Origin of the sequence: Candidatus Nitrohelix vancouverensis (assembly GCA_015698305.1) — a bacterium.
In the GTDB taxonomy this organism is placed as follows: domain Bacteria; phylum Nitrospinota; class Nitrospinia; order Nitrospinales; family VA-1; genus Nitrohelix; species Nitrohelix vancouverensis.
Genome location: CP048620.1, coordinates 3,147,786 through 3,174,648 on the forward strand (window position 1 = coordinate 3,147,786; position 26,863 = coordinate 3,174,648).

General features: G+C 53.0%; 26 protein-coding genes. 18 read left to right on the top strand and 8 right to left on the bottom strand.

Annotated features, from left to right (window positions below; translation table 11 throughout):
- Nucleotides 1-125: 125 nt before the first annotated feature.
- From G3M78_14625 to ftsZ, 4 genes are read left to right on the top strand one after another with little or no spacing between them, the layout of a single operon-like run.
- Complete coding sequence (locus tag G3M78_14625; protein QPJ66569.1) at nucleotides 126-1,016, top strand: D-alanine--D-alanine ligase; 891 nt, start codon at nucleotides 126-128, stop codon at nucleotides 1,014-1,016.
- Nucleotides 1,013-1,912 carry an FtsQ-type POTRA domain-containing protein gene (locus G3M78_14630; GenBank protein ID QPJ66570.1) on the top strand — a complete coding sequence of 300 codons (900 nt, stop codon included), beginning with the start codon at nucleotides 1,013-1,015 and terminating at the stop codon, nucleotides 1,910-1,912. Before G3M78_14625 ends, G3M78_14630 begins: the two co-directional genes overlap by 4 nt.
- 23 nt (nucleotides 1,913-1,935) lie before the next feature.
- A complete protein-coding gene (gene ftsA, locus G3M78_14635) occupies nucleotides 1,936-3,168 on the top strand; it encodes a cell division protein FtsA (protein ID QPJ66571.1) in 1,233 nt (410 codons plus the stop codon).
- A 21-nt stretch (nucleotides 3,169-3,189) separates the two neighbouring features.
- On the top strand, nucleotides 3,190-4,356 hold the full coding sequence (ftsZ, locus tag G3M78_14640; protein QPJ66572.1) for a cell division protein FtsZ: 1,167 nt from the start codon (nucleotides 3,190-3,192) through the stop codon (nucleotides 4,354-4,356).
- 55 nt (nucleotides 4,357-4,411) lie between these two features.
- On the opposite strand, the gene G3M78_14645 is transcribed toward ftsZ, so the two are convergent.
- Both G3M78_14645 and G3M78_14650 read right to left on the bottom strand, forming a co-directional pair.
- A complete protein-coding gene (locus tag G3M78_14645; GenBank protein ID QPJ66871.1) occupies nucleotides 4,412-5,137 on the bottom strand; it encodes a sterol desaturase family protein in 726 nt (241 codons plus the stop codon).
- Nucleotides 5,138-5,210: 73 nt separating this feature from the next.
- Nucleotides 5,211-5,987: a DUF547 domain-containing protein gene (locus tag G3M78_14650; protein QPJ66573.1), complete on the bottom strand. Its 777-nt coding sequence runs from the start codon at nucleotides 5,985-5,987 to the stop codon at nucleotides 5,211-5,213.
- Between the two features lie 237 nt (nucleotides 5,988-6,224).
- Between G3M78_14650 and G3M78_14655 the strand changes: the two genes are divergently transcribed.
- Nucleotides 6,225-7,115: an HAD family hydrolase gene (locus tag G3M78_14655; GenBank protein QPJ66574.1), complete on the top strand. Its 891-nt coding sequence runs from the start codon at nucleotides 6,225-6,227 to the stop codon at nucleotides 7,113-7,115.
- 46 nt (nucleotides 7,116-7,161) lie between these two features.
- Nucleotides 7,162-7,761 carry a hypothetical protein gene (locus G3M78_14660; protein ID QPJ66575.1) on the top strand — a complete coding sequence of 200 codons (600 nt, stop codon included), beginning with the start codon at nucleotides 7,162-7,164 and terminating at the stop codon, nucleotides 7,759-7,761.
- 7 nt (nucleotides 7,762-7,768) lie between these two features.
- Here the strand turns inward: G3M78_14660 and G3M78_14665 are convergent, their stop codons facing one another.
- The gene (locus G3M78_14665) at nucleotides 7,769-8,056 is read right to left on the bottom strand and encodes an HNH endonuclease (GenBank protein QPJ66576.1); all 288 of its coding nucleotides are present in this window, start codon (nucleotides 8,054-8,056) and stop codon (nucleotides 7,769-7,771) included.
- A gap of 1 nt (nucleotide 8,057) precedes the next feature.
- Nucleotides 8,058-8,525, bottom strand: coding sequence for a DUF1566 domain-containing protein (locus G3M78_14670; GenBank protein QPJ66577.1), 468 nt, complete (start codon nucleotides 8,523-8,525; stop codon nucleotides 8,058-8,060).
- 173 nt (nucleotides 8,526-8,698) lie between these two features.
- Here G3M78_14670 and G3M78_14675 point away from each other — a divergent pair, with 173 nt between their 5' ends.
- Entirely contained in the window at nucleotides 8,699-9,151 is a 453-nt protein-coding gene (locus G3M78_14675; GenBank protein ID QPJ66578.1) for a tetratricopeptide repeat protein, read from the top strand.
- Between the two features lie 10 nt (nucleotides 9,152-9,161).
- Here G3M78_14675 and G3M78_14680 read toward each other — a convergent pair whose 3' ends face one another.
- Nucleotides 9,162-10,025, bottom strand: a complete 864-nt coding sequence (locus G3M78_14680) for an HDOD domain-containing protein (GenBank protein QPJ66579.1) — start codon at nucleotides 10,023-10,025, stop codon at nucleotides 9,162-9,164.
- A 198-nt stretch (nucleotides 10,026-10,223) separates the two neighbouring features.
- Between G3M78_14680 and G3M78_14685 the strand changes: the two genes are divergently transcribed.
- The 7 genes from G3M78_14685 (at nucleotide 10,224) to G3M78_14715 (ending at nucleotide 16,383) form a co-directional block, all read left to right on the top strand.
- Nucleotides 10,224-11,390 (top strand): threonine-phosphate decarboxylase, encoded by a 1,167-nt coding sequence (locus tag G3M78_14685; protein ID QPJ66580.1) that lies wholly within the window; start codon nucleotides 10,224-10,226, stop codon nucleotides 11,388-11,390.
- A 2-nt stretch (nucleotides 11,391-11,392) separates the two neighbouring features.
- Nucleotides 11,393-12,346, top strand: coding sequence for a cobalamin biosynthesis protein CobD (gene cobD, locus G3M78_14690; GenBank protein ID QPJ66581.1), 954 nt, complete (start codon nucleotides 11,393-11,395; stop codon nucleotides 12,344-12,346).
- Between the two features lie 7 nt (nucleotides 12,347-12,353).
- Nucleotides 12,354-13,748, top strand: a complete 1,395-nt coding sequence (locus tag G3M78_14695; GenBank protein ID QPJ66582.1) for a cobyrinate a,c-diamide synthase — start codon at nucleotides 12,354-12,356, stop codon at nucleotides 13,746-13,748.
- A 141-nt stretch (nucleotides 13,749-13,889) separates the two neighbouring features.
- Nucleotides 13,890-14,123, top strand: coding sequence for a hypothetical protein (locus tag G3M78_14700; protein QPJ66583.1), 234 nt, complete (start codon nucleotides 13,890-13,892; stop codon nucleotides 14,121-14,123).
- A gap of 32 nt (nucleotides 14,124-14,155) precedes the next feature.
- Nucleotides 14,156-14,566, top strand: a complete 411-nt coding sequence (locus G3M78_14705; GenBank protein QPJ66584.1) for a DUF1844 domain-containing protein — start codon at nucleotides 14,156-14,158, stop codon at nucleotides 14,564-14,566.
- A 6-nt stretch (nucleotides 14,567-14,572) separates the two neighbouring features.
- Nucleotides 14,573-15,301, top strand: coding sequence for a YkgJ family cysteine cluster protein (locus G3M78_14710; protein ID QPJ66585.1), 729 nt, complete (start codon nucleotides 14,573-14,575; stop codon nucleotides 15,299-15,301).
- Between the two features lie 68 nt (nucleotides 15,302-15,369).
- Nucleotides 15,370-16,383, top strand: coding sequence for an alcohol dehydrogenase catalytic domain-containing protein (locus G3M78_14715; protein ID QPJ66586.1), 1,014 nt, complete (start codon nucleotides 15,370-15,372; stop codon nucleotides 16,381-16,383).
- A 12-nt stretch (nucleotides 16,384-16,395) separates the two neighbouring features.
- Here G3M78_14715 and G3M78_14720 read toward each other — a convergent pair whose 3' ends face one another.
- Complete coding sequence (locus tag G3M78_14720; protein ID QPJ66587.1) at nucleotides 16,396-20,058, bottom strand: 5-oxoprolinase; 3,663 nt, start codon at nucleotides 20,056-20,058, stop codon at nucleotides 16,396-16,398.
- A gap of 60 nt (nucleotides 20,059-20,118) precedes the next feature.
- Entirely contained in the window at nucleotides 20,119-21,093 is a 975-nt protein-coding gene (locus G3M78_14725) for an MBL fold metallo-hydrolase (protein QPJ66588.1), read from the bottom strand.
- A gap of 457 nt (nucleotides 21,094-21,550) precedes the next feature.
- On the opposite strand from G3M78_14725, the gene G3M78_14730 reads away from it, so the two are divergent.
- From G3M78_14730 to G3M78_14745, 4 genes are read left to right on the top strand one after another with little or no spacing between them, the layout of a single operon-like run.
- Nucleotides 21,551-22,036: a transcription elongation factor GreA gene (locus G3M78_14730; GenBank protein ID QPJ66589.1), complete on the top strand. Its 486-nt coding sequence runs from the start codon at nucleotides 21,551-21,553 to the stop codon at nucleotides 22,034-22,036.
- 14 nt (nucleotides 22,037-22,050) lie between these two features.
- On the top strand, nucleotides 22,051-22,683 hold the full coding sequence (gene trmB, locus G3M78_14735) for a tRNA (guanosine(46)-N7)-methyltransferase TrmB (protein QPJ66590.1): 633 nt from the start codon (nucleotides 22,051-22,053) through the stop codon (nucleotides 22,681-22,683).
- Nucleotides 22,684-22,726: 43 nt separating this feature from the next.
- A complete protein-coding gene (gene lpxC / locus G3M78_14740; GenBank protein ID QPJ66591.1) occupies nucleotides 22,727-24,925 on the top strand; it encodes a UDP-3-O-[3-hydroxymyristoyl] N-acetylglucosamine deacetylase in 2,199 nt (732 codons plus the stop codon).
- Between the two features lie 18 nt (nucleotides 24,926-24,943).
- The gene (locus G3M78_14745; GenBank protein ID QPJ66592.1) at nucleotides 24,944-25,936 is read left to right on the top strand and encodes a methyltransferase; all 993 of its coding nucleotides are present in this window, start codon (nucleotides 24,944-24,946) and stop codon (nucleotides 25,934-25,936) included.
- Here G3M78_14745 and G3M78_14750 read toward each other — a convergent pair.
- Nucleotides 25,933-26,862 carry a DMT family transporter gene (locus tag G3M78_14750; protein QPJ66593.1) on the bottom strand — a complete coding sequence of 310 codons (930 nt, stop codon included), beginning with the start codon at nucleotides 26,860-26,862 and terminating at the stop codon, nucleotides 25,933-25,935. The two genes, G3M78_14745 and G3M78_14750, sit on opposite strands and share 4 nt — an antisense overlap.
- Between the last annotated feature and the right edge of the window lies 1 nt (nucleotide 26,863).

A 26,863-nucleotide genomic window follows, 5' to 3' on the forward strand; every position in this document is an offset into this window, starting at 1 on the left:
ACAAAGGTACCCCCCCCCTTCCTTTGTCCCTGGCCTTACGGCCTAAGGCCAGGGGCGGACCGGTCTTTCTTGTCATTGAGTTGGGGGAACGAGTGGATTTAAAAGGAAAAAAAATTGGAGTCCTCATGGGAGGCCTTTCTTCCGAAAGGGAGATTTCTCTCATCACGGGAAAATCCGTGGCCGAGTCTTTACGAAGGCAGGGTCTTGACATCATTGAAATCGATGTGGGACGCGACATCATGGCTGTTTTGACAGAGAAAAAAATTGATCTGGTCTTTCTTGCCTTGCATGGAACCTATGGCGAAGACGGAACCATTCAGGGTCTGCTGGAGTATGCGCGGATTCCCTACACAGGCTCCGGGGTTTTAGGAAGCGCTTTGGCCTATGACAAGATCAAGTCCAAAGAAATTTTTCTCGCCAATCGCATTCCAACGCCGGATTTTCAGGTGATGCGCAAAGGCGAAACCGCCAAGCGATGCCTGAATTTTCCTGTCGTCGTGAAACCCAACCGGCAAGGGTCGAGCCTTGGGATCAGCATCGCGCACAACGATGCCGAATGGGACAACGCTCTCGAATCCGCGTTCTCGTACTCTGATGAAATACTGATCGAAGAATTCATCGACGGGCGACTTCTGGCGATCGGCATGAATGGAGAGCAGGCCTTTCCCATTGTCGAAATCAAACCGAAGTCCGGCTTCTATGATTACGAAGCCAAATACACGAAAGGGAAAACCGACTACATCTGCCCTGCGGAGTTGACGGACAAGGAAGAGCAGGACTGCAAGGAAACCGCCGCGCGGGTCTTCAGATCGCTTCAGGGGAGAGGCGTCCCGCGTATCGATTTCATTCTGGACGCTAGCGGCTGTCCCTACGTTTTGGAAATGAACACCATTCCCGGCATGACGCCCACCAGCTTACTGCCGATGGGAGCGAAACAAGCCGGATGGGACTTTGACGCACTGGCTTTGGAAATTTTGAAAAGAGCGCAACTGGACGAAGAGGCGATCGAGCAATGAATCTGGCAATCACAGGAAACCGAAGCGCGGCGGGCACGCTGGGGAAACTCAGTTCGCGGCATGGGTCGAGAACCCAGAAGAGAAAGACTTCGGCGTCCGCCAAAAAAACCAATGCGCGCCTTGACTGGAAAGAGAATATAAAATTCCTGTTCAACTGCTTCATGAAAGCGCTGGTGATCGTGATTTTCGGAGCGGGATGTTTCGCCGGATACAACCTGTTCATGGAGTCTCCCTACTTTAAAGTCGACCGGGTTCATTTTTCAGGACAGGGCGGCATTGACAAATCCGAATTATTGGAACTGACCGGCCCCATTGAAGGAGAAAACATATTGATGTTGAACCTGGGCCAGGTCAGCGAACAACTCGCGTCGCACCCGTGGATCAAGCGCGTCTCTGCGCAACGCGCCTTTCCGCAAAGCGTTCAGATCACCATCGAACGGAGGATTCCTTTTGTTCGAATCCAACTGGAAAAAGTGTATGTGATGGATAATTTTGGCGTGCTCTTGCAAGAGGATGCGCCTGCATTCAAAAACCTTCCCATCGTTTCCGGCCTGTCTTACAAGGACGCGGCCCCCGGCGACAATGTCGCGACGGAGGAAATGATACTGGGATTGAAGACCATGGATTATTTCAACCGACACCCTTATTTTGAGGGCAACCCGATCGTCAAAGCGTCTTTGCAGGGGAACAATCAGATTCGTTTCATATCCAAAAACGAAAATGTAGCGGTAGCGGCGGCGCTGGATTCCATGTCGGAAAGTTTGCAGAAATTCATGATCGTGCTGGATACGATGGATGATGGCGGCAAGGATGTCGAATGGTTCGACCTCTCCTTCACAAATCGCGTCATCGTAAAACATAGAACGGACCCCGCCGCTCCGGGACCTACATCCTAGATTTATATAGAAGGGGAAACTAAATGGCCAAAAATCATCCTTATCTGGTCGGCCTCGACATAGGCACCACCAAGATCGTTTGCATCATCGGCGAAGCGACGCCTGAAGGCGATATCGACATCATCGGGCTGGGGCAATACCCGTCCCGGGGACTGCGCAAGGGCGTCGTCGTGAACATCGACGGCACCGTGGAGTCGATCAAAAGCGCCGTCGAAGAAGCCGAACTGATGGCGGGTTGCGAAATCGATTCCGTGTTCGTGGGCATCGCCGGAGGGCATATCAACAGTCTGAACAGTCACGGCATCATCGCCGTCAAGGGCAAGGAAATCGACCAGAGCGACGTCGACCGCGTCATTGAAGCGGCGAAAGCCATCGCCATTCCGCTGGACCGGGAAGTGGTGCATGTACTTCCTCAGGAATTCATCGTCGACAATCAGGACGGCATCAAAACGCCGCTTGGCATGGCGGGCGTTCGGCTCGAAGCCAAAGTTCATATCGTGACCGCGGCGGTGACTTCAGCGCAAAATATCGTCCGTTGCGTGAACAAGGCGGGACTGGAGGTTCAAGACATCGTCCTCGAACAACTGGCGTCGAGCGAATCGGTCCTCTCCTCCGACGAGAAGGAACTGGGAGCGGCGTTGATTGATATCGGCGGCGGAACTTCCGACCTGGCGATTTTTTATCAGGGCTCGATCAAACACACTTCGGTGCTCACAATCGCCGGATCGCAAATGACGAACGATATCGCCATCGGCCTGAGAACGCCGAACGACGAAGCGGAAAAGATAAAACACAATTATGGCTGCGCGTTGGCTTCGCAAGTCGGCGAAGATGAAATGATCGAAGTCTCCAGCATGGGTGGACGCGAATCCAAAAAAATCTCTCGTCAAATTCTCAGCGAAATCATCGAAGCGCGCGCTCGTGAAATGTTCGAAATCCTGAACAACGAAATCACAAGCTCCGGCTTTCGCGAAATCATATCGTCCGGCATCGTCCTGACAGGCGGCGCCGCTTGCATGCAAGGCATGTCGGAATTGGCAGAAGAAGTTTTTCAACTTCCGGTTCGGGTCGGTTCGCCCGTCCGACTGGGGGGTCTCGTCGATGTAGTGAACAATCCAATGTACGCCACAAGCACCGGGCTTTTGCAGTACGGTCTGCGCGCTTACAAAACCGGAACCAATCGCGACCTGAAAGGTCGTCACTTATTCGATAAAATTTTCAGCCGCATGAAGGATTGGGCTGATGAATTCTTTTAATCAACCTGGGAGGGTATTTTTATGGCTTTGATAGAATTTGAACACGAAAACAATTACTCCGCCTGCATCAAGGTAGTGGGAATCGGCGGAGGCGGCACCAACGCCGTCAACTCAATGGTTCGGGATAACATCCGGGGCGTTGAATTTCTCGTCGCCAACACCGACGTGCAGTCGCTGGAAGCGTCGGATTGCCCTGGAAAGATTCAGGTCGGACTGGAACTGACGCGCGGACTCGGCGCTGGCTCCAACCCCGAAGTGGGACAACGGGCTGCGCTGGAAAGCGAAGATCAGATTCGCGAAGCGCTGGAAGGCGCGGACATGGTCTTCATCACCGCAGGCATGGGCGGCGGCACCGGTACCGGCGGCGCGCCCATCATTTCAAGAATCGCAAAGGAAACCGGCGCGTTAACGGTCGGCGTGGTGACCAAGCCCTTCAGCTTTGAAGGCAAACGTCGCATCCTTCAGGCGGAGGCTGGCATTCGGGAATTACAGGAGGCTGTGGATACGCTGATCGTCATCCCCAATCAAAAATTGCTCAGCTTCGTCGGCAAGCAAACTTCGCTCACCGGAGCCTTCGGCATTGTCGACGACGTGCTGAAACAGGCGGTGTGCAGTATCTCTGATCTGATCGTGATTCCGGGTCTGATCAACCTCGACTTCGCGGACGTGCGCGCCATCATGTGCGATATGGGCAAAGCGCTGATGGGAAGCGGAACCGCCGCAGGGGAGAATCGCGCGGTGGAAGCGGCTCAAAAAGCCATCTCCAGCCCGCTTCTGGATGAAGCGACGGTGGAAGGCGCTCGCGGGATTTTGATCAACGTGACCGGCGGCGAGGACATGACGCTACTGGAAGTGAACGAGGCGTCGACCTTGATCCAGAAAAGCGCGCATGAAGATGCGCATATCATCTTTGGATCGGTCATCGACAATACGCTGGACGGGCAAATGCGCGTGACGGTGATTGCGACGGGATTTGAGCAGAATAAAAAATCGGAATCGACGGTGGAACCGGCTAAGGAAGAACCTCAATCCATCGAAAAAGCCTCAGAAGCAAAGGTCGATCGCTCGATTCCTTACAAACATCTGAAGAGTCTGGTCAATGCGATGAAAGAAGAGAATCCGGAAGAGTTTCCGCCCATGGCGGTCAACTTTGACATCCCGACCTTCTTGAGAAAACACGCGGACTGAGCAATCACAACCCCTCCCAGGTCAGTGGTTCAGTCCAAACATCTCCTCCTGGCCGTCAGCCCTTCGGGTTGGCCGGTTCAGGAGGATTTTTTTCGCCCTCCTGCAAGGCGCTCTGCCCCGTCAACTCAGCCACCCAGGGAAAGCGCTCGTATTCCGCGCCAACGTAACCCAGATTGAAAACCGTAGGACTTCTGGGAATGTCTCCCGCTCCGGCGTAAAAGGTGCCGAGCAAATGATCCCACCAAAAATTGGTGATCCCGTAATTGCCGTTTTCATTATGGAAATGGTGGGCCATGTGCAATTTTTTCATTTTCTTAAGCGTCGGCGACTTCGGAACATAAGCCAAATGCTGAATACAGTGGCAGAACTCATAAAAACAGGTCACCAGCATTCCCATCGTGAGCGCCGCGACGGCTCCGTTGAGTCCGCCGATCAAGCCGCCCACCGGCAGAGTGATCATCAATATTGTGGGAAGCGTGGTGGGTAGCGCGCCAAACAAAACTTCAAGATCGTTCGGGTCGCGATGGTGATCAAAATGAATACGTTTCCATAAAGAAGCGGTGCGCGGCGATTTGTAAAGGAAACTGCCATGCAGAACAAAACGATGAAGCAGGTACCAAGACAAGGCGTAGGCCATCGGAGTCACCGCGACTGCGATGACTACAGGAAGCCAGTCTTTCGTCATCACAACCGTAAAGACGGCGCCTGTCAGCGCAAAGAACAGATACGCGCGTATCGCAGGATAACTGAAGTAAGCCTCCACCAGATCGGAGAAGCTCATCCGATCCAGATAATGTTTTCGTCCATCCCACAACTTAGAGCCAAAAAACAATCCCGCCCCCCTTCAACATTTTTTAATGTTCGTTCACGCCCCAATCATAGTCCAGATAATCGATTGAAACGTCTTTCTGATTAATAAAAGACCGCTCTTTCGGCGGCAGATAAGCGCCTATAAAAGCGCGAACCCCGCCCTTCGCGTCAAAGTCTTCCTCAAACCATTTGAAGATGGAAGACACATATATTTTACGTTGCTTGCGGTCGATCTTCAGACCTTTTTTCTCATTGCCAAGAAACAGCGCCGTCTGCCGTTCCAACTGCTGGTTCAAACTCTCGGCAGTGTAGGCTTCCATAGCAAGATCCGGGCAACTGACCGAAGCGCAAACGATAGCGACATGAATGCGCGGCTCTCCCATTTTGCGGAGAATCTCATGCTCGACGTCATTGAGCGTGTATTCTTTTCCGCCCACGATCCCGGCGGGACGATTCCATACGGATTTAAAAATACTCCCGATGTCTCGAATACTGTCCAGCGGGTGATGATCCACGATCATTTTCACCGCGAGGATATTGTAGACGTTGATCCAGAACGCAAGCGCCGGATCGCCCTGTTTAATGGACGACAGATTCGCCGTTTTCAGACGACTTAAAAGTTGCTCGAACTTTTCGTCGCCCTTCAAACCGCCGTAGTCAACCGTGTAAAGAGAGATGCCGCGAATGCTTCCCGGCTTCACCCTCTGCTTCAGAATCTGGTCCCAATCGGAAAAATCAAAGGCCCATGACGTTGAAACCAAAACGCACCAGAACGCCAGGGTCAACGATAGCACAAATATTTTTGATACGTCAGATCGCATTGCATCTCTTTGACAAATTCGCTTTTTCATGAATAGAATACCCCACTTATTTTAGACTCGAAGATTTTTTTAGGCCCTCTATTAAGATTCATCTAAGATTCATCGCGCCAGACGGTAAATTATCGCGCGGACCGCATGATTAGATATTCCCTTAAAATTTCTTTTTAGTATAATTTTGGCGCAAGCCCTTACACACAAAGCGCTCCCAAATCGTTCAATCCCTCAAAATAATAAATCATGAATAACGATAGCAACACTCGCCCGGAAGACTGCCTGTTCATCTCGGACCTGGACGGCACATTGCTCGACCCAAGCGGCTCCATCTCGCAAAACAGCATACAACGCTTGAACCGCCTGATCGATTGCGGCATGCAGTTCACCATCGCAACGGCGCGAAGCCATGAATCCGCATTCGCCATATTGGAAGGGCTGAAACTCAAAGTCCCCGCCGTATTATTCAACGGCGTCTTTTTAACGGATTTTTCATCCGGGAAAGACATCATCGCTTCCGCCTTCATTGAACAAAGCATCGTGTCCGATATGTTGCAATGCGTCCGCCCTCTCGAGCTCGACCCGTTCATCTACACGGTGTCGGACCAGCATCGCCTCTATTACAGAAATCCTTCGAACGCCGGATCGCAGGCCTATTTCGAAAGTTTAAAAGGCGATGTACGTTTAAAATACACCGCTGATTTTGACATCGCTTCGGAAGAAAAGATATCCGGCTTCCTCCTCATTGCCGATCAGAAAACATTGGAACCCGTTTATGTGGAGCTGAAGGCGAAACACCCGGACGACCTCAGCCTCTATTTCGCGCAGGACATCTCGAACCCCGACTTCTACTGGCTCCAGACTTATAATAAAGAAGCTACCAAGGGTCGCATGGTGACAAAACTGGCGGCGCACGAGCAAATTCCTCTTGAGCGCGTTGTCGTGTTCGGCGACTATCTCAACGATCTGGATATGTTTCGCATTGCAGGAAAAGCGGTTGCGATGGGCAACGCCCTGCCGGAGGTAAAGGCGGCGGCGCATGAAGTCATTGGCAATAACGCCGATCTTGCCGTCATCAATTATCTCGAATCGTTACCCTGGGCCAAGTCTCCGTTGTCAAAAGCGTTATCTGACTGATATAATCGTTCATTATAGAATACTAACTCATAAGCCCCGGCACGCCATGTCTGACAAAGAATTTCCAGAAGAGTCCAAAGACACCGTCTACGAGAGAGACAAAACGGCCAAAGAACCTGTCGTTCCAGCCCCCTCTGCGCCGGTCAAACCGAAGCCTAAACCGCGCAAGGTATTCGTCGCCAAGAAAGTCAAACTGGACAAACCGATGGAGCGGCGCGTCCGCCATATCCTCATCTCCACAAAAGAAGCGGCGGCCATGTTCAGAGACACCCTGCTGGAATTTCAAAAAGAATTGGCGGAGAAACCGTCGGAGGAAGCGGAAAAAGAATACGAGGATTGGAAAAAACTGGAAAACCTGTTCTCCCGTCTGGCTAAAAAATACAGTTGTTGCACGACCAAAACCATCGGCGGAAGTCTGGACTGGATTTACAAAGACATGCCTATTTCAGAACATATGAACGTGTTGAACCCTGAACTGGTCGAAGCCATCATGGAAGCGGACACGTCTACAATTCCCGAACCGGTTAAATCACCGTCGGGCTACCACCTCATCATGATCTGCGAAACGCAGATCCACACGCCGCGCGTTAAAAACACCGGGCCTTCCGGGCCAACGACCAAATCCATCCCCGGAGTTCCTAACTGACGAGGGATTAGAAGCTGACGTCTTTCCCCAACTGGTTTTTAAGGATCATCTCTGCAGGGGTGAGGTATTTCTTTTCATTATTGCAGGGTTTGCAACAGGGAACCACATTGCCTTTGGAACTGGAGCCGCCGCGCGACACCGGAACCAGATGGTCCATAGTCAACTCCGTACGATCAAATATTTTTCCGCAAAAATGGCATTCGCCGCGGGCCAGCAAATTTTGCCACCATTGCGTCTTTTTCAGTTTCTTCGCTTTCTCGCGCTCCCGGCGGTAGGCGCTGTCCTGAGCATCCATCTCAGGCGCCCGCCGCGATAGAAGCCCACTGTGCGCCCAGCATCACTTCAATATTACCCTGCCCTCGCACCGCGCGCACGCAACCGGAAATACTGCCGCGCGGATACCAGTGCATGTCGCCGCGATCAAACTCAAATCCCAGGGCGGCGGAAAGTCGGGTTTCCCGCGTCCAGAAACAACTCCCGTAACTGAACTCAAAAATAGGGTCGATATGAAGAATGAAGGTTTTACCGCGCGACTGAAAGGGTTTTGCAATCTCATACAAACTCTGAATCTCCCAGCGCGAGGGCAGGCGCCAATCGCTCCAGCCGCCTTCTTTGGTTTCGTTCAACCTGTCGATGTATTCGTTGGCGTCGTACCAGCTGAAATAAGCCCCCTTCTCCGGGTAGGAATAGGCCTCCTGCCACATCAAACCGGTGATTTGGTCCGTGATAGTGCCGTTTCCATTATCTATAAATCGTTCTGCCATGAGTGGTCCATGTAAGTGAAACGTTATCAAAATTTTATTTTAACGGGACTTCTTCTCCCGGGCAAGCCTTCTTAGCTGATTCGCCAATCATCCACCCCTTAAGTTCTTCACAATCCTGCCGTTAAATTATTACAACCAAAAAACAACACACTCAGGAAACGTCTATGGTCGGCATGATTCGAACAGTCACGGCTTATTGCTTCTCACCCCTTCTGGTCGTCTATTTTCTATTGTTTTTACTGGTCTCGGTTCCTCATGCCTCGGATGAAATCGACATTCGGCAGGCGGACGCGCTGAATCACCAGGTCATGGAATTGTATCGGGCGGGATCGTACTCGAAGGCAGTCCCTCTGGCGGTGAACGCATTAGAAATGAGGAAGGAAATTCTCGGTCCGACGCATCCCAATGTGGCAGTCAGCATGAACAACCTCGCTCTGCTGTATGTCAGCCTGGGTCGTTACCAGCAAGCCGAGCGGCTTTACTTAAAAGCGCTGAAAATTTTTCAGATGCATCTGAGCATGGAACACGAGCACGTTTCAGCGACGCTCAAAAATCTGGAAGCGCTGTACAAAGCCCTCGATGAAGGCGAAAAGGAACGCGACTCGAAAACCGTTCTGATGGTTTGATCGCTAGCGGTTAATTTGCGACCAGCATCTCCGCCGCCTGAACGCTTTCGCGGGTTTCCTCTGCCAGATTTTCAATCGCCTCATCCGACAATTCCCAGGCGTCCAGAATTTCATCGGCGACGCTTGATGGATTCACAACATCAATTCCATTCGACATTTCATGGTTCTTGGCGATCCAGTTGGCGACGTAAATAACCGACGTCAATTCGTAAGGAGACTGCGCCGCCTTGTCTTCGGAATGATGCTCTGCAACGGATAAAATCACTTCCGGCGACATCGGCCAGGCTTTCTTGATATAAAGAGCTCCCAACTCGGCATGCGAAACGCCGAAAGTCGCAATTTCCTGATCAATCAACGCCTCGTCGGCCTTCCGCTCTTTGAGGAATGCTCCATAATGATCGGGAATCAAAAAATCAAAAATGAGTATTCCCATATCATGCACAAGCCCCGCCATATAAACGTCGTCCAGAATATTGACCTTAACTTCAGATGAGCCTCGCTTCGCAATGCTCCGCGCCAGGCACCCGACCGCCAGAGAATGCCTCCAGAACTGAATCTGGTTGAAGGATTGCGACGGCTTTAGCAAACCGGGCAAGGTGACGGTGAACACCAGTTCCACCACCATTTTGACGCCGAGACGGAGAACCGCCGATTGAAGGTCCTGGGCCTTTTCGCGACCCGCCCCGAAAAAAACGCTGTTCGCCAGTTTCACCAGTTTTCCCGCCAATACCGGCTCGGTGTCGATCAATCTGGAAATGGTGCTGATGTCCGAATCGGGGTTGTTCACTTCCTCATCAATGCGCCCAAGGATATCGGGCAAAGGAGGCGGATCGCCCTTTTCCTTTAAAAGATTCAGAATCGCTTCTTTATTCACATCGATGTCCGGTTGGTTTATGATGGTTCGCTGACAAAGGCCGTATGATTAGAAACGCCCTTCGGAGTATATAATCTGACGGCATTCAGCCTCTCATACACACTCGACTACCGAGTTTCCTTTTACACTTTTTAACAGGCAATTCCAAGGGCTTTCCTTTCGCAAACTCTTCTGACAATACTTCGCTATTATTCAATAATGACATCGCAAACCGACAAGGCATCGCCAGATCAGAACCCGAACGACTCGCAAGCTACAAGTTCGTTTCCCTTGCACGGAGGCAACCCTCAAAGGGCGGCGGAAGCCTTTAAGGTTAACGTCGACACCCTGATCGACTTCAGCGCCAGCGTCAACCAAATGGGGCCGCCCAAATGCGTGATGGAACAACTCGGACAGAGTTTCCCCCAAATACTCGAATACCCCGACCCTGCGAATACGGCTTTGAAATCGGCTCTCTCGAATTATTGCGCGCTTCCCGCAGAACGGATCATCGTCGGCAACGGATCGTCGGAACTGATCCACGCCCTGCCCTGTCTGCTCCGCGAAGGCAAAAGCGTGGCGTTGATTGAACCCGCGTTTTCAGAATATCGACGCGCTTTCGAAATTGCAGACCGCCCCATCATCACGTTCACCGGGGCGGCTGAACATCAATTCCTGATTCCCTTAAACGCTCTATTACACAAACTCGATCAGGCGCCTGAGATTGCCATGCTGGTATTGGGGAACCCGACCTGTCCTGCCGGAACGTTATGGCCCAGGCAGGATATCGAAACATTGCTGAGCTATTGCGAAACCCGGAAAATTCTTCTCGTCATTGATGAAACCTTCATCGAATTCACCGACGGCGACAACAGTCTGGTTGGAAAAGTTCCTGAAAGTCATTCATTGATCCTGATCCGTAGCATGACCAAATTTCACGCGCTCCCCGGTTTGCGCATCGGATATGGTTTGATGTCGCCAGAGCATATTGCCAATATCGAAAAAGGCCGCGTCCCCTGGTCGGTCAACGGACTGGCGCAAAGCCTTGGCGTCGCCGCCCTGCAGGACAAAGAATTTCCTTCTCAATCGAGAGAATGGAATCGCGATCAAAGAAAACGCTTGCTGAGCGGATTTGCCGAAATTGAAAACATCGAAACTTTTCCCTCGCAAACAAACTTCATCCTGTTCCGGATCCAGTCCAACAATCCATCTCATCCGGCGGCCTTGTATGAAAGGCTGATCCGGGACGGCGTTCTGCTGAGAAACTGCGGTAATTTCCCCGGACTCGACATCAATTATTTTCGATGCGGCGTGCGCAAGGAGGCCGACAACCGACAATTGCTCCACAGTCTTCGAGAGCAGTGCGCTCGACTCGCCTCCCCATAATCATGGAATTGTCCCAGCAAATCTTCATCGCCTTTTATCTCGACCTCGCTCTCGGAGATCCGCGCGGCTACCCGCATCCCGTCGTCTTGATCGGAAGATTCGCCAGTCGCCTCGAAAGCATTTTCAGAAAACGGTTTTCCAATTTGCTATTCGCGGGCGCCCTGACCGCTGTTCTGGTCGTGTGCGGCGCTTACCTCAGCGTCGCCGCCCTGCTCCATGCGCTCAGAAGCATCGCGCCCTTGCTGGAAGATATTGGAAGCATTCTCCTGATTTACGCCGCCTTATCCACGCGGTGCCTGTTCGATGAAAGCCGACCCGTTGAAGTCGCGCTGAAACGCGGTCGCCTGGATGAAGCCCGCCGCTGTCTTTCATATATCGTGGGACGGGATACGCAAAACATGGAGGAGCCACAGATCATTCGCGCGACGGTTGAAACCGTCGCCGAAAATACTTCGGACGGCGTCGTCGCGCCCTTGTTCTACGCCTTCATCGGCGGCGCTCCTTTGGCGATCGCCTACAAAGCGGTCAACACGCTCGACTCGCAATTCGGCTACAAGAACGAACGCTACCTGTTGTTCGGTCGCTTCTCTGCGCGTCTCGACGATGCCGCCAACTGGCTTCCGGCGCGCATCACAGGCGCGCTCATGACGCTCAGCGCTTTTGTCTGCGGATTCAACGGCAAGGCGTCGGCAACGATCCTCATGAGAGATCATGCCAATCATGCCAGTCCCAATTCAGGCTGGCCGGAAGCCGCCGTCGCCGGCGCGCTGTCGATTCAACTCGGCGGCCCCAGTTCTTATCAGGGAACGCTTCTGGAAAAACCGTTCATCGGCGACTCGCTCCAGCCTGCGCATCCGCGACATATTTCGCACAGCCAGAAAATCATGCTCATGACGGCGACGCTCGCGCTCGCTATTTTTTTTGCGCTGAGACATTTCATTCAACTCAATTTTTGAAGGCCCAATGAAAGCAAACCGAAAAACTCTACCTGGATTCATGATATCCGCCCCCGCCTCCGGCTCGGGCAAATCATCCGTCACCTGCGGCCTCATGCGCCTGCTGACGCAACAAGGTTATACCGTCGCCCCCTACAAGACCGGCCCGGATTATATCGACGCCAGCCACCACAGTCGAGCCTGCCGCCGACCGAGTTACAATCTCGATTCATGGATGTGCTCTAAGCAATACATCGCTTCATTGTTCAGGGAGACGTCGCGAGGCGCGGACATCGCCGTCGCCGAAGGCGTCATGGGCTTGTTTGACGGGGCGGCGTCGCGAACGGGCAAGGGAAGCACGGCGGAAATCGCAAAACTCCTGCGCCTGCCCGTCATTTTAGTGATCGACGCTCGGGCCATGGCGCAATCCGCCGCGGCGATCGCCAAAGGATTCGCCGAACTCGACCCCGACCTCCCTTTTCTCGGAGTGATCGCCAACCGGGTGAACAGCGCCGGTCATGAAAAACTGATCAAGGACGCTCTGACGCAAAAAACCGACATTCCCTTTCTCGGACGACTCCCCTACGATGCGCAATTGAAAATCGCAGACCGCCATCTTGGTCTTCACACAAGCATGGAACAACAGGAAGAATGGTACGACCAGTGGGCGGCGCATATCGAAAAACATATCGACGTCAAAACGCTTGTGCGTCGCGCCCGCCGCGATGTCTCGGACCTTCCGCAACTAAACGCAAGCAAAGCGCGCTGGGCTTCGGTCAAGCCGCGCCCCTTCACAGTGGCGGTCGCCCGCGATATCGCCTTTCAATTCGTCTATCAGGACACGCTCGACCTGTTCCGGCATTACGGCGGAACGGTTCGCTTCTTCTCGCCGATCAACGACAAACAACTTCCCGCCGGAACCGACTGGGTCTACCTGCCCGGCGGCTACCCGGAGTTGCACGCAAAATCGCTGGCAAAAAACAAACGCTTGATGGCCCAGTTGCGCAAGCGCATCGACGACGGAATCCCCGTGGTCGCGGAATGCGGCGGCCTCATGTATCTGGGAAAGGATTTGATCGACGAGTCCGGCAAGAAATTCAACATGACAGGCGTCTTTGACTATGGCGTCACCCTGCATCCCAAGAAATTGACGCTGGGCTATCGTAATCTCAAAAACGTTGATACAGACTCACAACAGGTCGCAATGAAGGGGCATGAGTTTCATTACTCCCAGTTCAGCGTCAACAAGGAATCCGCGTCGATGATGCACCATCCCTCCCGAACGGAAGAGACGATTCAGGATGGATGGCGACGCGACAATTGTCGGGCCTTTTACACGCATCTCTATTGGGGCGCTTCGCCGAAATGGTTGAAATTGATCCTCGATCAGGTCGATTTAAAACGCTCCCAAACTTCCAAATAGAACAGCCGTAGGCTCAGGAAATGAACCGCGAGCGGCGTGCCGCGCCAGCGCATATGCTTTGACAAGCCCATGCCAATTTGCTAGCATTTCCTCATTATAATTTCCCCAATTGGCGGAACCTCCAAAAGGCCCATCCCGCTCATGAAACGCGATTCCAATCAACATAATGAAAGTCCGGCGCAATGGCCGCGAAGGATTTTATTGATCGGCGGCAGTCTCTTTGCGCTTGTGGGACTGGCAAGGCAATGGCCGATTGCGGGGAAATCCTATATGGAATTTATTGAAGGGGACGGCTATCTCTCCCTCATCCTTGGATTGGTGATGATCGTGCTGGGATTTTCAGCGCATCTTTTAATCGGTCTTGAAGACCGCTAAATCGTCGGCTTCGTCGCGAGAGGACATTTCAAATGGACAGTGAAAAAGAAGGTGAAGGCTTCGTAATCAAAGATAAACGCTCTTCGCAATTATCAGAGGAAGAGGCCACTGAAAAAGGCGCGGCTGAAGAAACCGCCAGAAAAGAACAGGCCAGCCAGGGCGCCGCATCGCAGGGATCGAACGCCGGACCGATGGGAAATTTTGAAATTGATTTTTCCACCTTTGTGCTTTCGCTCACCTCATCCGCCTTTTATCATCTCGGCGACATGGCCGACCCGGAGACAGGACAGAAGGAAGTCAACCTTCCCGCCGTCAAACAAACCATCGACATGCTTTTGATGCTGAAAATAAAAACAAAAGGCAATTTGACGCAGGAAGAACATCAGCTTCTGGAGCAGTTGATTTACGAACTGCAAATGAAGTACGTCTCCAAGAACAAGTAAGCCGCCATGTCCATTTTCTCCGACCAGCTCGGCGTTTTCATTCAGGGCATGACGCGCCCGGATCTGCTCCAGCAATACCTCAAATCGAAATTCAACGAGACCCAGATCCAGACCGCTTACCACGCCCGGATCGCCGAAGCCAAGGAACTCGCCAAGGAAGAAGGAATCACCGCGCTTCAGGCTTTCTGGAAACTGCTGGAACGCACCTACGAAAAAACCCTGCCGCCGCGCACCTGCGAAAAAGGTTGCGGCTACTGCTGTTATCAGGGCGTCGCCCTCACCCAACTGGAGTGGGACGGCATTCTCAAGCTGGCCAAGGAAAAAAATATCGACTTCAATGCGATCATCGAACGCTCGCAACGCACCATCGACCGCGTTGAGAAAACGATCCAGTCAGACAAGGCGCTCGACCAGATCGACTGGCACAACCTCGTTGTCAATCAGCCCTGCCCCTTTCTGGAAGAGGATCACTCCTGCGCCGTTTACGAGGCGCGACCTTTAGACTGTCGGCTGGTCGTGGCCTTTCGTGATGTCTGCGGCTCCAAAAAACTGGAGCACGCGCAACGCGGTTCCGTGATCGACGAAGCCGTGGGCGCAACCGTCATCGCCCGACTGCAATACGATCAGACGCCGAAGTTCAAACGCCGTAAATTCACCGGCGATCAACCGCTCCGTTTGATTCAGCACTGGTTGATCCTGTGGCGCGACAAGCAAGGCAAAAAGAAACGTCGCTGACACGCGCCTTTCAGCTTCGATAGCTGAAACAATTTGTATTTCATTCTCTCGTTTGAACGGATTCCCTCATGCCCGCATTCGCTCGACTCATACACCCCGGCTCCATTCGAATCGAAGACGCCCCGTCCCTGCAACCCGGACCGGGTGAAGTCATCGTCAAAACAGAACTCGCCGGAGTTTGCGGCACCGACCTCGCCTTGTATGCCGGCGACTACGCCACGCCCCTGCCGCTGGTGATCGGCCACGAATACGTCGGCTCCGTCGGCTCCGTCGGAGAAGGCGTCGACAAGCAATGGATCGGGAAACGGGTCGCGCCCGAAATCAACAACACCTGCGCGGCCCTGCGCCTCAAAACGCAATGCGTCGCCTGTCGCAAGGGAATGTCGGGGCATTGCCTGACCCGCACCGTCACCGGAATCGTCAACAGCGACGGCGCTTTCGCCGAACAGACGCGCACCGCATCGGGCAATCTTCACCACGTCCCGGACTCTCTCGACTCAAACATTGCGGTGTTGGCCGAACCCCTCGCGGCGGCTCTGCAAACCTTCGAAACCTTGTCCCTCGCTGGAGATGAAACCGTTGTCGTGCTTGGGCCCGGACGACTGGGAATACTGATCGTCTTCGCCGCTCATTTGAAAGGGCTGAAAGTCATCGCGGTTTCCAGAAGCGATCACAAACGCCAACGCGCTCTCAAGTTTGGAGCCGCTCACGCCTGCGCTCCCGAACACGCGGTCGATCAGGTGATGGAACTCACAGAAGATTTTGGCGCCGACATTGTCGTCGATGCGACCGGACAGCCCGGCGGTCTGGCGCAGGCGCAGGATCTGGTGCGCCCGCGCGGCGTGATCGCGGCGAAGACCACCTGCGGTCTGCCTTCGGATGGACTGGATTTGACCCGTCTGATCGTCAACGAAATTCGCATTCAGGGATCGCGATGCGGTCCCTTTGCGCCTGCCTTGAAGATATTGGAGAGCCATCAGGAAAGATTGCGTTCATTGATCACGGCCTCCTACCCGCTTCAGAAAATCAATGAAGCCTTGAGTGCCGCCAACAGGGAAGATAAGATCACGATCCGGATTTGATGTACTCCCGCATCAGGGAGCGCCGTAGCCTCCGCCGCCGGGAGTGAGTATGCGAATCCGCTCCCCACGTTCGGCGACATAGCCCGCTTTCCCGCCCAGCTTGACGCGTCGACCATCGGCACGAATTCTCCAGTTCTCGCCGCAAGCGCCCGGTTCCCCGCCTTCCAGGCCATAGGGAGCGACATCGCGGCGTTCGCTCAATAAAGAAACGTCGAGTGGGACCAGAAACTCGATCTCCCGCACCAAGCCGTCTCCGCCCGCAAAACGTCCCGCTCCGCCCGAACCGTTGCGCAATGAAAATTCTCTCAGCAGTACCGGGTATCGCGTTTCCAGAATCTCCGGATCGGTGATTCGCGTGTTCGTCATATGCGTGTGAACGCCCGACGCGCCGCGCCAGTCCGGCCCCGCCCCCGCGCCGCCGCCTATCGTTTCGTAATAACCAAAGGTCTCGTTTCCAAACGTCAGGTTGTTCATACATCCCTGGCTGGCCGCGCACACGCCCAGCGCCTTGAAAATAACGTCGACCAGACGTTGCGAGGTCAGCACATTCCCCGCCGCAACCGCCGCGTCGGCATTGGGAGTGATCAACGTGCCCGCTTCTGAAATGATGCGCACCGGCGCCATGCACCCCTGATTCAGCGGCATCTCCTGAAGGGTCAAGCAACGCAGGCAATACAAAATCACCGAAGCGGTCACCGCCTGCGGCGCGTTCAGATTCCCAGACGATTGCGGCCCTGTTCCTGAGAAATCAAAAACTATCGAGCCATCGGTTCGATCCAGCGTCAAGCGGAGGCACAGAGGAATGCCCTCATCCATTCGGTCTTCAGCCGTCAGCGCATCCACATCTTCAAGATGTCGGGCTAACGATATACGGCGCACAGCGGAACGCACCGAAGTTTCCGCCGCCTCCTGAATATGCTTCATATAAGCCTGTACCGTCGCCAGCGAATATTGCAACGCCAGCTCCTGCAATAAACGAACGCCGCGTTCATTCGCCGCCACCTGCGCCTTCAGGTCCGAAAGATTATCCGACAAGCGACGGCTTCCCTTTAATAAACGAGAGACCCCCTCTTCCTGAAACACGCCGTCCCGAACCAGTCGGAACGAATTGATGAGCGCTCCCTCTTCCTCAATCGAAGTGGAAAACGGCGGCATCGAACCCGGAACGGAACCGCCAATGTCTGCGTGATGCCCGCGATTCGCCACGTAAAACGCCGCCTTTCCCTCGACCCAAACGGGAGTGACGACGGTGATGTCGGGCAAATGACTGCCGCCCATCTGCGGACTGTTCGACACCCAGACGTCGCCGGGCGATACGTCCTCTCCAAAAACTTCCATCTGTTTGCGAACCGCCTCGCCCATCGCCCCGAGGTGAACCGGCTGATGAGGCGCGTTGGCCGCAAGGCATCCGTCGCGATCAAACACGGCGCAGGAAAAATCCTGACGTTCCTTGATATTCGTCGAGATCGCCGTCTTTTGCAAAACCACGCCCATCTGTTCGGCGATGGACATGAAGCGATTGGAAAAAATCGCCAGTTGAACCGGATCGACCTGCGCGCCGACCGCTTCCGGCGCATGCAATGGAACCGTTATTTTGAGGTCGCCGTATTCAGTGACCCGACACCGACACAAAGGCTCGATTAAAATTGTCGAACTTTCCTGCAGGATGATCGCCGGCCCTTCAATCTTTTCGCCCGGCCCCAGATCGTTCAGATCGTAAACCGGCGTCCTCAGCCAGCCTTCGCGGAAATAGCAGGAGCTATTCGTTACAGGAGTCGCATCTTCTGTTTTACTGGGCAGTTTGATCTTACGCGCCGGATCGGAAGAACCCACGACCCTCACGCGCGCGTCGTCAATGATGATCGTTTTTCCCTCCGGCGCAAAGCCGAATTCCCTTCGATACAATTTCAAAAATTCGTCTTGCAGGTCTACGCCCTCTTCCAGCTTCACCATCAATGCCGTGTCGGTTCCGGCGAAACGCAGGTTCAGATAATGCGTCGCTTCGGTTCGACGGCTCCCCTGACGGCGCAAGCGGGATGACGCTGATTCGCTCATTGCATCGAGTCTTCCCAACAATTCGGGCATTACATCAGCGCTATAAATTTCACCCACGGCCTGGCTCCTGTCCTCTGTCACGTCCGCCAGCCCCATGCCATAGGCGGAAAGAACGCCTGAAAAACGATGAATGAACACATCCTGAATTCCAAGCGAGCGCGCCAGAGCGCAAGCGTGTTGCCCACCCGCCCCGCCGAAGCAGGAGAGAATATGATCTTTCGGGTCGCGTCCCTTTTGCAAGGTGATCTCTCGAATGGGCCGCGCCATCGCTTCGTTCGCCACCTCGATGAAGCCGAGGGCAAAGGCTTCGACATCTTTCAAAGGCGGACGTTCATCATCAAACCATTGCTGAAATGCATTTCGCGCTGATTCGAGATCGAGCGCCTGATCTTCTTTCGGACCAAATACTTTTGGAAAATGTTCCGGCAAGAGACGACCGAGAAGCAGGTTGGCGTCGGTCAAAGAGAGCGGGCCTCCTTTGCGATAACACACCGGCCCCGGGTGCGCCCCGGAAGACTCCGGGCCGACCGCCAACATTCCGTTCCTATAGAACAAGCGGGAACCGCCGCCAGACGCGACGGTGCGGATGTCCAGTTGCGGCGTTTGCAAATGTACGTTGGCCAGTTCGGATTCATGACGCCATTCCAGTTCGCCGTCGTAACGCGACACGTCGGTCGATGTGCCGCCCATGTCGAATCCAATCACAGGACGCGGCGATTGCGGATCATAAGCCGTCCGCGCGCAACCAACCACGCCGCCCGCAGGCCCCGATAACACGGCGCGGCTTCCGCTGAAAGCAGACGCGGGCGCCAGACCGCCGTCGGACTGCATGAAATAAATCTCAGGCATGTCCCCTTTGAACCCGGATCGAAAATTATCAATGTAGCGTTGGATCGGAGGCGTTAAATAGGCGTCCACGCAACAGGTCTGGCCGCGCCCCACAATTTTGATTCGGTTCATCACCTGCGAGGATAGGGAAACGTGACGAAAACCCAGCTCCAGCGCCAGTTCGCCGATGCGGCGTTCGTGTTCCGGGAACGCATAGGCATGCATCAACACAACGGCGAGGCTTTCGACGCCCTGCTCCAGCAGATTCAACAAGCCCGCGCGCACCGCTTCGATATCGAGAGGCTTCAAAACGACAATTTCTTGCGTTGCGTCCGTCTGCCTGGAAGTCGCGCTGTTCAATCCCGACAGGGCTTGCACCCGTTCGTCGATTTCAAGCGCCGACTGATATAAGGGAGGGAATTTTTCGATCTTCAGGTCAAACAGACTGGGACGATTCTGGTAGCCGATTTCGAGCAGGTCGCGGAATCCTTTGGTGATCGCCAGACCCACCCGCGCGCCTTTGCGTTCCAGCAGGGCGTTGGTCGCCACCGTAGTTCCCATGCGAATCCATTCGACGTCCTTCGCCTCAAAACCTTCTGGCGTCAAAGGGAGGCCCGTCGTCTCCTGCAAAATACGGCGAATGCCTTCCCGTGGCGCGTCTTCGTAAACGCCGGGATTGTCCGAAAGGAGTTTCAGAACGCGATAGCCCGGCTCGCCGGGAATCTCTGCGTAGATATCGGTGAATGTACCGCCGCGATCAATGGAAAAACGAAATGCATTGGGAACGGACATTGAATGAGCGCGTTAGCGAATGGATGGGACGTTGTAAAAATGTGCGGGAGCTACGACTTCTTAATCTGCCAGCAGATCAAAGGTCAGGCCTTCCTGCGCCAGAAACATTTTAAGCGGCGAGCGCGGCCCCACCATCTGGCGATACTTCTCAGTCTGCTTGTAGATATTCATCAACTTGAAATCATCGTAAGTGGGTTCATGATGATAAAAAGCAATGTTCTTGACGTTGGCCGCTACGGCAAGATCGACGCCGATGAACGTGGAACTGTGGCCCCAGTCTTCTTTCTCCATCCCTTCGCTGAAAGTGTATTGCGAATCGAAGACCAGCAGGTCGGCGTCCTGAAAGAAATCAACCGTCGGTTGCAAATCTTTCGGTCCGAGTTTTTTATATTCGGAATCGGTGGCATAGATAAAGGATTTTCCTCCGTAATCCACGCGATACGCGATACTTCCCCCCGGATGGTACATCGCTTTCCAGGAAATTCGCGCGTCGTCAATATCGCATTCCGATTTGTTCTTTAAAATATCAAAGGAAATGTCCGCAGAAAATGCGTCAAAGGGAACCGGGAAAAATTCCTTGGATTGCTGACGCACCAGGCGTTCCTGCATATCTTCGAACACCGAATGGAATACGAATTTATTACCGGGAACATAAAAAGGAATGAAAAAAGGTATCCCCATAATATGGTCCCAATGAAAATGAGAGATAAAAATATGAGCTTGTCCTTTACCCTGCCCATACTCCTTTTTCATTAAATCCAGCCCTAATGGGCGAACCCCCGTGCCGCAGTCGAAGATCAGCCGCGTCTCGCCAAACTGAATTTCAACGCAGGATGAATTGCCGCCAAAACAACCGCGAAGCTCCACCGGCAAAGCGTCGATAAATTGCTGGCGGGTCGTTGCATCAACAAGGTCTTCGGGCTTCACCCGTTCAAGGGTCTTTGAAATTTTCTCACGGATTTGCGAGGAAGATGTTGGAGTAGGAATGGAACCGCGCACACCCCAAAAAGTTGCGCTAAACCGATTTTTTTCCATAAAGCGAAGGAACTCCAAATAAAAGAGAGTGATCCGCAAAGCGCCCACATCCCCGAGGCCCACAATAACGCCGCCAGTTTCGTTCAAAAACCGAAGACTAGATTTACACTCGCATTATACCCAAAATTTTATTTTCTCACAAGGAAATGCTAAGCATATATTCATCAATGAGTTAGTTAATTCCAAGCGTTGTCATTAAAATCAGTAAAAATCCTTTAAAAATGGAATTTTCTATTGACCTTTGAGTGAGCCTAACCCTAAAATTGACGGGAGGTCAGCGGACCACTCTATTGTCGAAGATTCGACCCCATCCGCCCGTAATTTACCCAGACTCCTGTTAAACGTCCTGATACATTTAAAGTAATCAGTAACGCTTTCTAATGATTAATCTAAAAGCGCGCGGTCTTTGATTTCGTTAAATTCCGGCGCCCCCTTTCCAAAGGGAGTATATTCAGACATGGCTCAATTGCCCATTTTAGGTAAACTGGAAACCCAGTTGAAAGAAGCAAGAAAAGAATTAAACGTGGACATTCCCCAGGCGCTTAAAACAGCGATGGCCCACGGCGACTTGAGCGAAAATGCAGAATTTAAAGCCGCAAAGGAAAGACAGGCTTTTCTGGAATCGCGCGTTTCGCAATTGCAAAAAAGAATCAGCGATATCACCAGCATCGATTTGAGTCGCATTCCCAAAGACCGTTCCGGGCTGGGAAGCACCCTCCATTTGCGCGACCTCAATTCTGGAGAAGAAAAACAGTATCGGCTGGTTTTTCCAGAGGAAGTGAATCCGGAAGAAGGCAAAATTTCCGGCGCGTCTCCGGTCGGTCGGTCGCTCATTAACAAACAAGAAGGCGATGAAATCACGATTCCGCTTCCCGACGAACGCAAGGAATATGAAGTCATCAAAATCATCACGATTCATGACGAATCCGCCCAACTGGACTGATTCGAGACGCCCCCATGTCATTTAAAAATTTAATATCGTTCGACGTCATCGCCGAGACCAGCCCGCTTTTTCTGGATGTGGACGAACGTCCCGACTGGCCCGCGCTTTTCGATAACGCCAACCCGCTGAAACTTGAAATCGGATTTGGCGGCGGCAGTTTTTTGATCGAAATGGCGGCAAAGGAAAGAGACAGCAATTTTATCGGAATGGATTTTTACCACAAGGGCATCCGAAAAACAGTCACCCGCCTGGAAAAATTGAAGATGAACAATGTACGGATCGCTTACGGCGATGCCAGAGAGAAAATTCCCGCCATGTTCACGCGCGGGGATTTATCCGAAATCTTCATCAACTTCCCCGACCCCTGGCCCAAAAAAAGACACGCCAAGCGGCGCCTTGTGAAGCCGGAAATGTTGAGCATTCTTTCGGAAAAACTGATTCAGGGAGGCCGTCTCCGGCTGGCCACGGACTGCGCCCCCTACGCAATGGAAATGATGGAACATCTGGAAGCGGAATCCACGCTTCACAACAAAACCGGCAAGGGAAAGTTTCTGGAATTGCGGGACGACCTTCCCAAGACAAAGTATGAAAAAAACTTCATACGCGCCGGAGACCGTATTTATTACATGGATTTTCAAAAAGTTTGACCAACAGTCTGCTATAATCTTGTTCGAGCTAGTGGAGGACATTGTGCCCAAAGAACGCATCCTCATCGTCGAAGACGAAACAAATATCGCCGCCTCCCTGAAAGGCATCCTTTCAGACGAAGGCTATCATGTCGACGTCACCTCTGACGGACTGGAATCGCTTGATAAAATTCAGTCCGATCCCCCTGATTTATTGATTCTCGATATCTGGCTTCCCAGCATGGATGGAATCGAGGTTCTCAAATCCGTCAAGACCTTTCACCCCGAAGTGGAGGCTCTCATCATTTCGGGTCATGGCACCATCGACACCGCCGTGAAAGCCACCAAACTCGGGGCCTTTGATTTCATAGAGAAACCTTTCTCGCTCGAACACATCACCCAGTCCGTCAAAGCCGCATTGGAACACCGCAAACGCGCGACCAACAAAGCCGATCTGTTGAAAAACATTGGACTGCCCCTGGGCTTTGAGGCGATGGTCGACGTCAAAAAGAACATCAAGCGACTTGCCGGCAATCTCAAACCCGTGTTGATCCTTGGCGAAAAAGGAACCGGCAAGGAATTTGTCGCGCAAGCGATCCATCAGCAAAGCCGTAAATCCGACCTGCCCTTCGTTAAAGTGAATTGTAATGTGCGCAAGATGGTGGAGGTGGAGGCGCAATTGTTCCACTCAACGCGCCGACGTTCCAACAAAAAAGATTCAGAGGAATCCAACAAGGTCGTTCTCCTGACCAATGCGGACAGCTTGTCCACAGGGCTTCAGGAGCGTCTGGTTCAAGCCCTGAAGCGCGAGGGCGGCTCCGAGAACAAAGAGAAACTGCTTCCGGCGCGCGTTTATTTTTCTACGTCCAAAGACCTGGTCGCCTTGGCCGAGGCGGAGAAATTCAATCAGGATCTTCTCGATCAATTGAGCAATAACGTCATCAAGACGCCGCCTTTGAGAGACTACAGCGAAAACATTCCGTCCATGGTGCAAAGTTTCTTTGAGGAATACGCGCTGAAAACCGGCTCGACGCCCATCCTCATCGAGCAGGAAGTTCTCGACGCATTGCGCAAATACGACTGGCCCGGAAACGCCAAAGAACTGAGATCGATTCTCGACAAAATCATCATCGCCCCCACGTCGCGCGAACGCATCACCCTGCAGGATCTTCCATCCAGCCTGCGTCATGCATCGCAGGTGTGGAACGCTGGCATGCTGGACAATGGCGACGAGCAGACCGGCAACGAACTGGAATGGGAAAAACAATTCATCATCCATCATTTGCGCAACAACTCCTGGGATATGGCAAAAACCGGGAAATCCCTGAAAACCACTAAAAAGCAACTCGAAAACAAAATCAAGAAACACGGGATACAATTACCGGCGCGCCCCAGCAAGGATACACCCAATCAGTTTCTGCAACGAACCTTAAAGCGTAGCATGGTGCTTTGCGGGAGCGGTCTCCATTCGGGAATCAAAACCGGTTTGATCCTGCAACCGCTACCGCCCGGAAGCGGCATCATCTTCGGCGATATATCCAGCGGCCAGGCGATTCCCGCCCATTTGAAGAATGTCCAATCCACCGACTACTCCACCTGCCTCAGAAAAGGTCGAGCCTCGGTGGGAACGATCGAACACATCATGGCCTGCCTGCACATGTACCGCATCACCAACCTGCTCATCAAGATCGGCGATGAGGCGCCTGTGATGGACGGTTCGGCGAAAGATTTTTGCGCATTGATTGAAGATGGCGAGTTTGAAGAGCAGGACGCTTTTTATGAAGAAATCGTGATCGACAAAACCTATACCTTCGGCCCGAAACCCGGCGGCAGCGCCTGCATCCGTATGGAACCCTGCGACGGTTTCAAAGTCACCTATCACATGGATTATCCCGCGCCCATCGGTATTCAGGATTACACCTTTGAGTTCAAGGGACATGAGAGTTTCAAAGAAGAAATCGCTCCGGCCCGCACTTTTGGCTTCATGGAAGACGTGGCGCAACTCACCAAAATGGGATTCGCATCGGGCGGAAAGCTGGACAACTTCATTCTCCTTGGAGACGACAAGGTGCTGAATACCAAGCTGCGTTATCCCGACGAATTTGTTCGCCATAAAATCCTCGATATCATCGGCGATTTTTATCTGTTGGGCAAACCCATTCGCGGTCATATTCACGCCTACAAATCCGGGCACACGCAGAATATCGGGCTGATGAAAACCTATCTCGAATCCAAAACACAAGACGCCTTGCAGGCTTCCTGACAGCGTTCCAGCGAACCAATGGATATTGAAAAAACTCTCGCGGCTATCCTCAGCGGAATGGAACCCGCCTGCGTTTTGACTACGGCGAATTCACTGGGCATTTTTGATTTGCTTGAAGAAGCGCCGATGACCGCGCAACAGGTCGCGGCAAAACTGAACGTCCCCGAAAAAGGCGTCGTGCGATTGCTCGACGCGCTGGCCAGCCTTCAACTCATCAGCAAACAGGAAGCGAACTATTCCCTGCCGGAAGAAGCGCGCGAATACTTAACGCGAAACGGCGCGCGATCCATGAAAGACTGGATCGACCTCTACGCCAATCTCATGCCGGTATGGCTTCGCTTGCCGACCTTCATCGAAACGGGATCACAAATCCAAAGCATCATGGAAATGCTCGGTTCAGACCCGCAACGCAAACGAGCATTCACCCACGCCATGCACGACAAGGCTCTGAAAGCGACGCAGGTTCTCGCCAGAGAACTGCCGCTTTCCGAAGCCAGACGCATGATCGACGTCGGAGGCGGCCCCGGCACCTACGCGCTCGAATGGTGCAAAATCTTTCCCGATCTTTCCGCTACAGTTTTCGACATCGCCCCGGTTCTCGAAATCGCGTCCGAGTATATTAAAAAATACCATCTGGAAGATCGCGTCGACACCCGCGCTGGAGACGCATTGAAAGGCGATTTTGGGAGCGGTTACGATCTGGCCCTCGTCGCCAATATCCTGCACATGTACAGCGAAACAGACGCGCAACAGATTTTGGCAAACGTCACCCGTTCGCTCGTTCCCGGCGGACGCATCGTCATCCACGGTTTCTGCACCGATCCCGGAGAGATTGCGCCGACGAAAGACGTAATGTTCAGTCTGAATATTGGAATGCTGACAGAGGGGGGCAGAGCGCACCCCGTAGAAGAAAAAATCGGCTGGTTGCAGGAACTGGGTTATCAGGACATCATCCACTTTCGAATCGACGCGATGCCCACGGGCGTCATCACTGCCTTGAAAGCGCGCTAACTTTCCTTAAGCGCTTCTTGTTTATTTTTACCCGCCCACACCACGAGAACCACTCCGCTGATAGCTAAAAACGCGCCGACATAGCCGCTCGTTGTGATCAATTCTACCGGCAAATGACCGGGGAAATACGTCGACAGCAATTGCATGCCCAGCATCGTCAGCAAAGGATTCAAGGCCGTTATCACGCTGATGAGCGTCAACGAAATGTGTTTGACCGCTTCCGCCAATGCGCCGTAGGCGATCAGCGTGTTGGCTCCAAGAAAGATCAACAAGGCGGCATCTCGCCAGTCCAGGGAAATCAGAGAGGCGACATTGGCGAAGGGCGCAAGCGCAAGCGCCGCTGTTCCATAGAACAGCATGCTGAGAAGCGGCAGGTCAAAACGCTGGCTCAATAATTTCTGACAAATCATGAAGCCCACCCATGAAACCGCCGCCGCAACAATTAAAATACTCGACCATGAATAGAGCGCCGGATCGAGAGAAGCCCCGTTCTGTTCATTAAAAAAAAGTAGAAATCCCAGCGCGCACACGCCAAGCCCCATTGCCTGTCGTGCGGTCAAACGTTCGCCAAAAAATAACACGCCCACCAGCGTCAAAAGAACAGGAGCTATTTGGATCAGGACCGCAGAGTTGGAAGGTCCGCTCAAATGGATCCCCTCTGTCATCATATAATAATTACCCGCCAGAAAGAGGCCGCCAAGCGCTCCCAGAACCGGAGGCCGGTAGGCAACGCTCCAAAGGCGTCGACCGGTGATGAGAAAAAATCCAAGCAATGCAGAAAATGCAAAAGTGAATCGAAACCAGGCGATGGTTTCAGGGGCAAATTCTTTCAGCCCAAATTTCAAAAATATTGGCAGGAATCCCCACAGACAGGTAGTAACGCAAACCATCAACACCCCGCGCAACCAAAGTTTATCGGGTTTCACC

What these genes read in the sequence shown, in the direction of transcription:
- G3M78_14625 (QPJ66569.1), top strand. Translation starts at nt 126, where the DNA reads ATGGGAGGCCTTTCTTCCGAAAGGGAGATTTCTCTCATCACGGGAAAA.
- G3M78_14630 (QPJ66570.1), top strand. Translation starts at nt 1,013, where the DNA reads ATGAATCTGGCAATCACAGGAAACCGAAGCGCGGCGGGCACGCTGGGG.
- ftsA (QPJ66571.1), top strand. Translation starts at nt 1,936, where the DNA reads ATGGCCAAAAATCATCCTTATCTGGTCGGCCTCGACATAGGCACCACC.
- ftsZ (QPJ66572.1), top strand. Translation starts at nt 3,190, where the DNA reads ATGGCTTTGATAGAATTTGAACACGAAAACAATTACTCCGCCTGCATC.
- G3M78_14645 (QPJ66871.1), bottom strand. Translation starts at nt 5,137, where the DNA reads ATGAGCTTCTCCGATCTGGTGGAGGCTTACTTCAGTTATCCTGCGATA.
- G3M78_14650 (QPJ66573.1), bottom strand. Translation starts at nt 5,987, where the DNA reads ATGCGATCTGACGTATCAAAAATATTTGTGCTATCGTTGACCCTGGCG.
- G3M78_14655 (QPJ66574.1), top strand. Translation starts at nt 6,225, where the DNA reads ATGAATAACGATAGCAACACTCGCCCGGAAGACTGCCTGTTCATCTCG.
- G3M78_14660 (QPJ66575.1), top strand. Translation starts at nt 7,162, where the DNA reads ATGTCTGACAAAGAATTTCCAGAAGAGTCCAAAGACACCGTCTACGAG.
- G3M78_14665 (QPJ66576.1), bottom strand. Translation starts at nt 8,056, where the DNA reads ATGGATGCTCAGGACAGCGCCTACCGCCGGGAGCGCGAGAAAGCGAAG.
- G3M78_14670 (QPJ66577.1), bottom strand. Translation starts at nt 8,525, where the DNA reads ATGGCAGAACGATTTATAGATAATGGAAACGGCACTATCACGGACCAA.
- G3M78_14675 (QPJ66578.1), top strand. Translation starts at nt 8,699, where the DNA reads ATGATTCGAACAGTCACGGCTTATTGCTTCTCACCCCTTCTGGTCGTC.
- G3M78_14685 (QPJ66580.1), top strand. Translation starts at nt 10,224, where the DNA reads ATGACATCGCAAACCGACAAGGCATCGCCAGATCAGAACCCGAACGAC.
- cobD (QPJ66581.1), top strand. Translation starts at nt 11,393, where the DNA reads ATGGAATTGTCCCAGCAAATCTTCATCGCCTTTTATCTCGACCTCGCT.
- G3M78_14695 (QPJ66582.1), top strand. Translation starts at nt 12,354, where the DNA reads ATGAAAGCAAACCGAAAAACTCTACCTGGATTCATGATATCCGCCCCC.
- G3M78_14700 (QPJ66583.1), top strand. Translation starts at nt 13,890, where the DNA reads ATGAAACGCGATTCCAATCAACATAATGAAAGTCCGGCGCAATGGCCG.
- G3M78_14705 (QPJ66584.1), top strand. Translation starts at nt 14,156, where the DNA reads ATGGACAGTGAAAAAGAAGGTGAAGGCTTCGTAATCAAAGATAAACGC.
- G3M78_14710 (QPJ66585.1), top strand. Translation starts at nt 14,573, where the DNA reads ATGTCCATTTTCTCCGACCAGCTCGGCGTTTTCATTCAGGGCATGACG.
- G3M78_14715 (QPJ66586.1), top strand. Translation starts at nt 15,370, where the DNA reads ATGCCCGCATTCGCTCGACTCATACACCCCGGCTCCATTCGAATCGAA.
- G3M78_14720 (QPJ66587.1), bottom strand. Translation starts at nt 20,058, where the DNA reads ATGTCCGTTCCCAATGCATTTCGTTTTTCCATTGATCGCGGCGGTACA.
- G3M78_14725 (QPJ66588.1), bottom strand. Translation starts at nt 21,093, where the DNA reads ATGGAAAAAAATCGGTTTAGCGCAACTTTTTGGGGTGTGCGCGGTTCC.
- G3M78_14730 (QPJ66589.1), top strand. Translation starts at nt 21,551, where the DNA reads ATGGCTCAATTGCCCATTTTAGGTAAACTGGAAACCCAGTTGAAAGAA.
- trmB (QPJ66590.1), top strand. Translation starts at nt 22,051, where the DNA reads ATGTCATTTAAAAATTTAATATCGTTCGACGTCATCGCCGAGACCAGC.
- G3M78_14745 (QPJ66592.1), top strand. Translation starts at nt 24,944, where the DNA reads ATGGATATTGAAAAAACTCTCGCGGCTATCCTCAGCGGAATGGAACCC.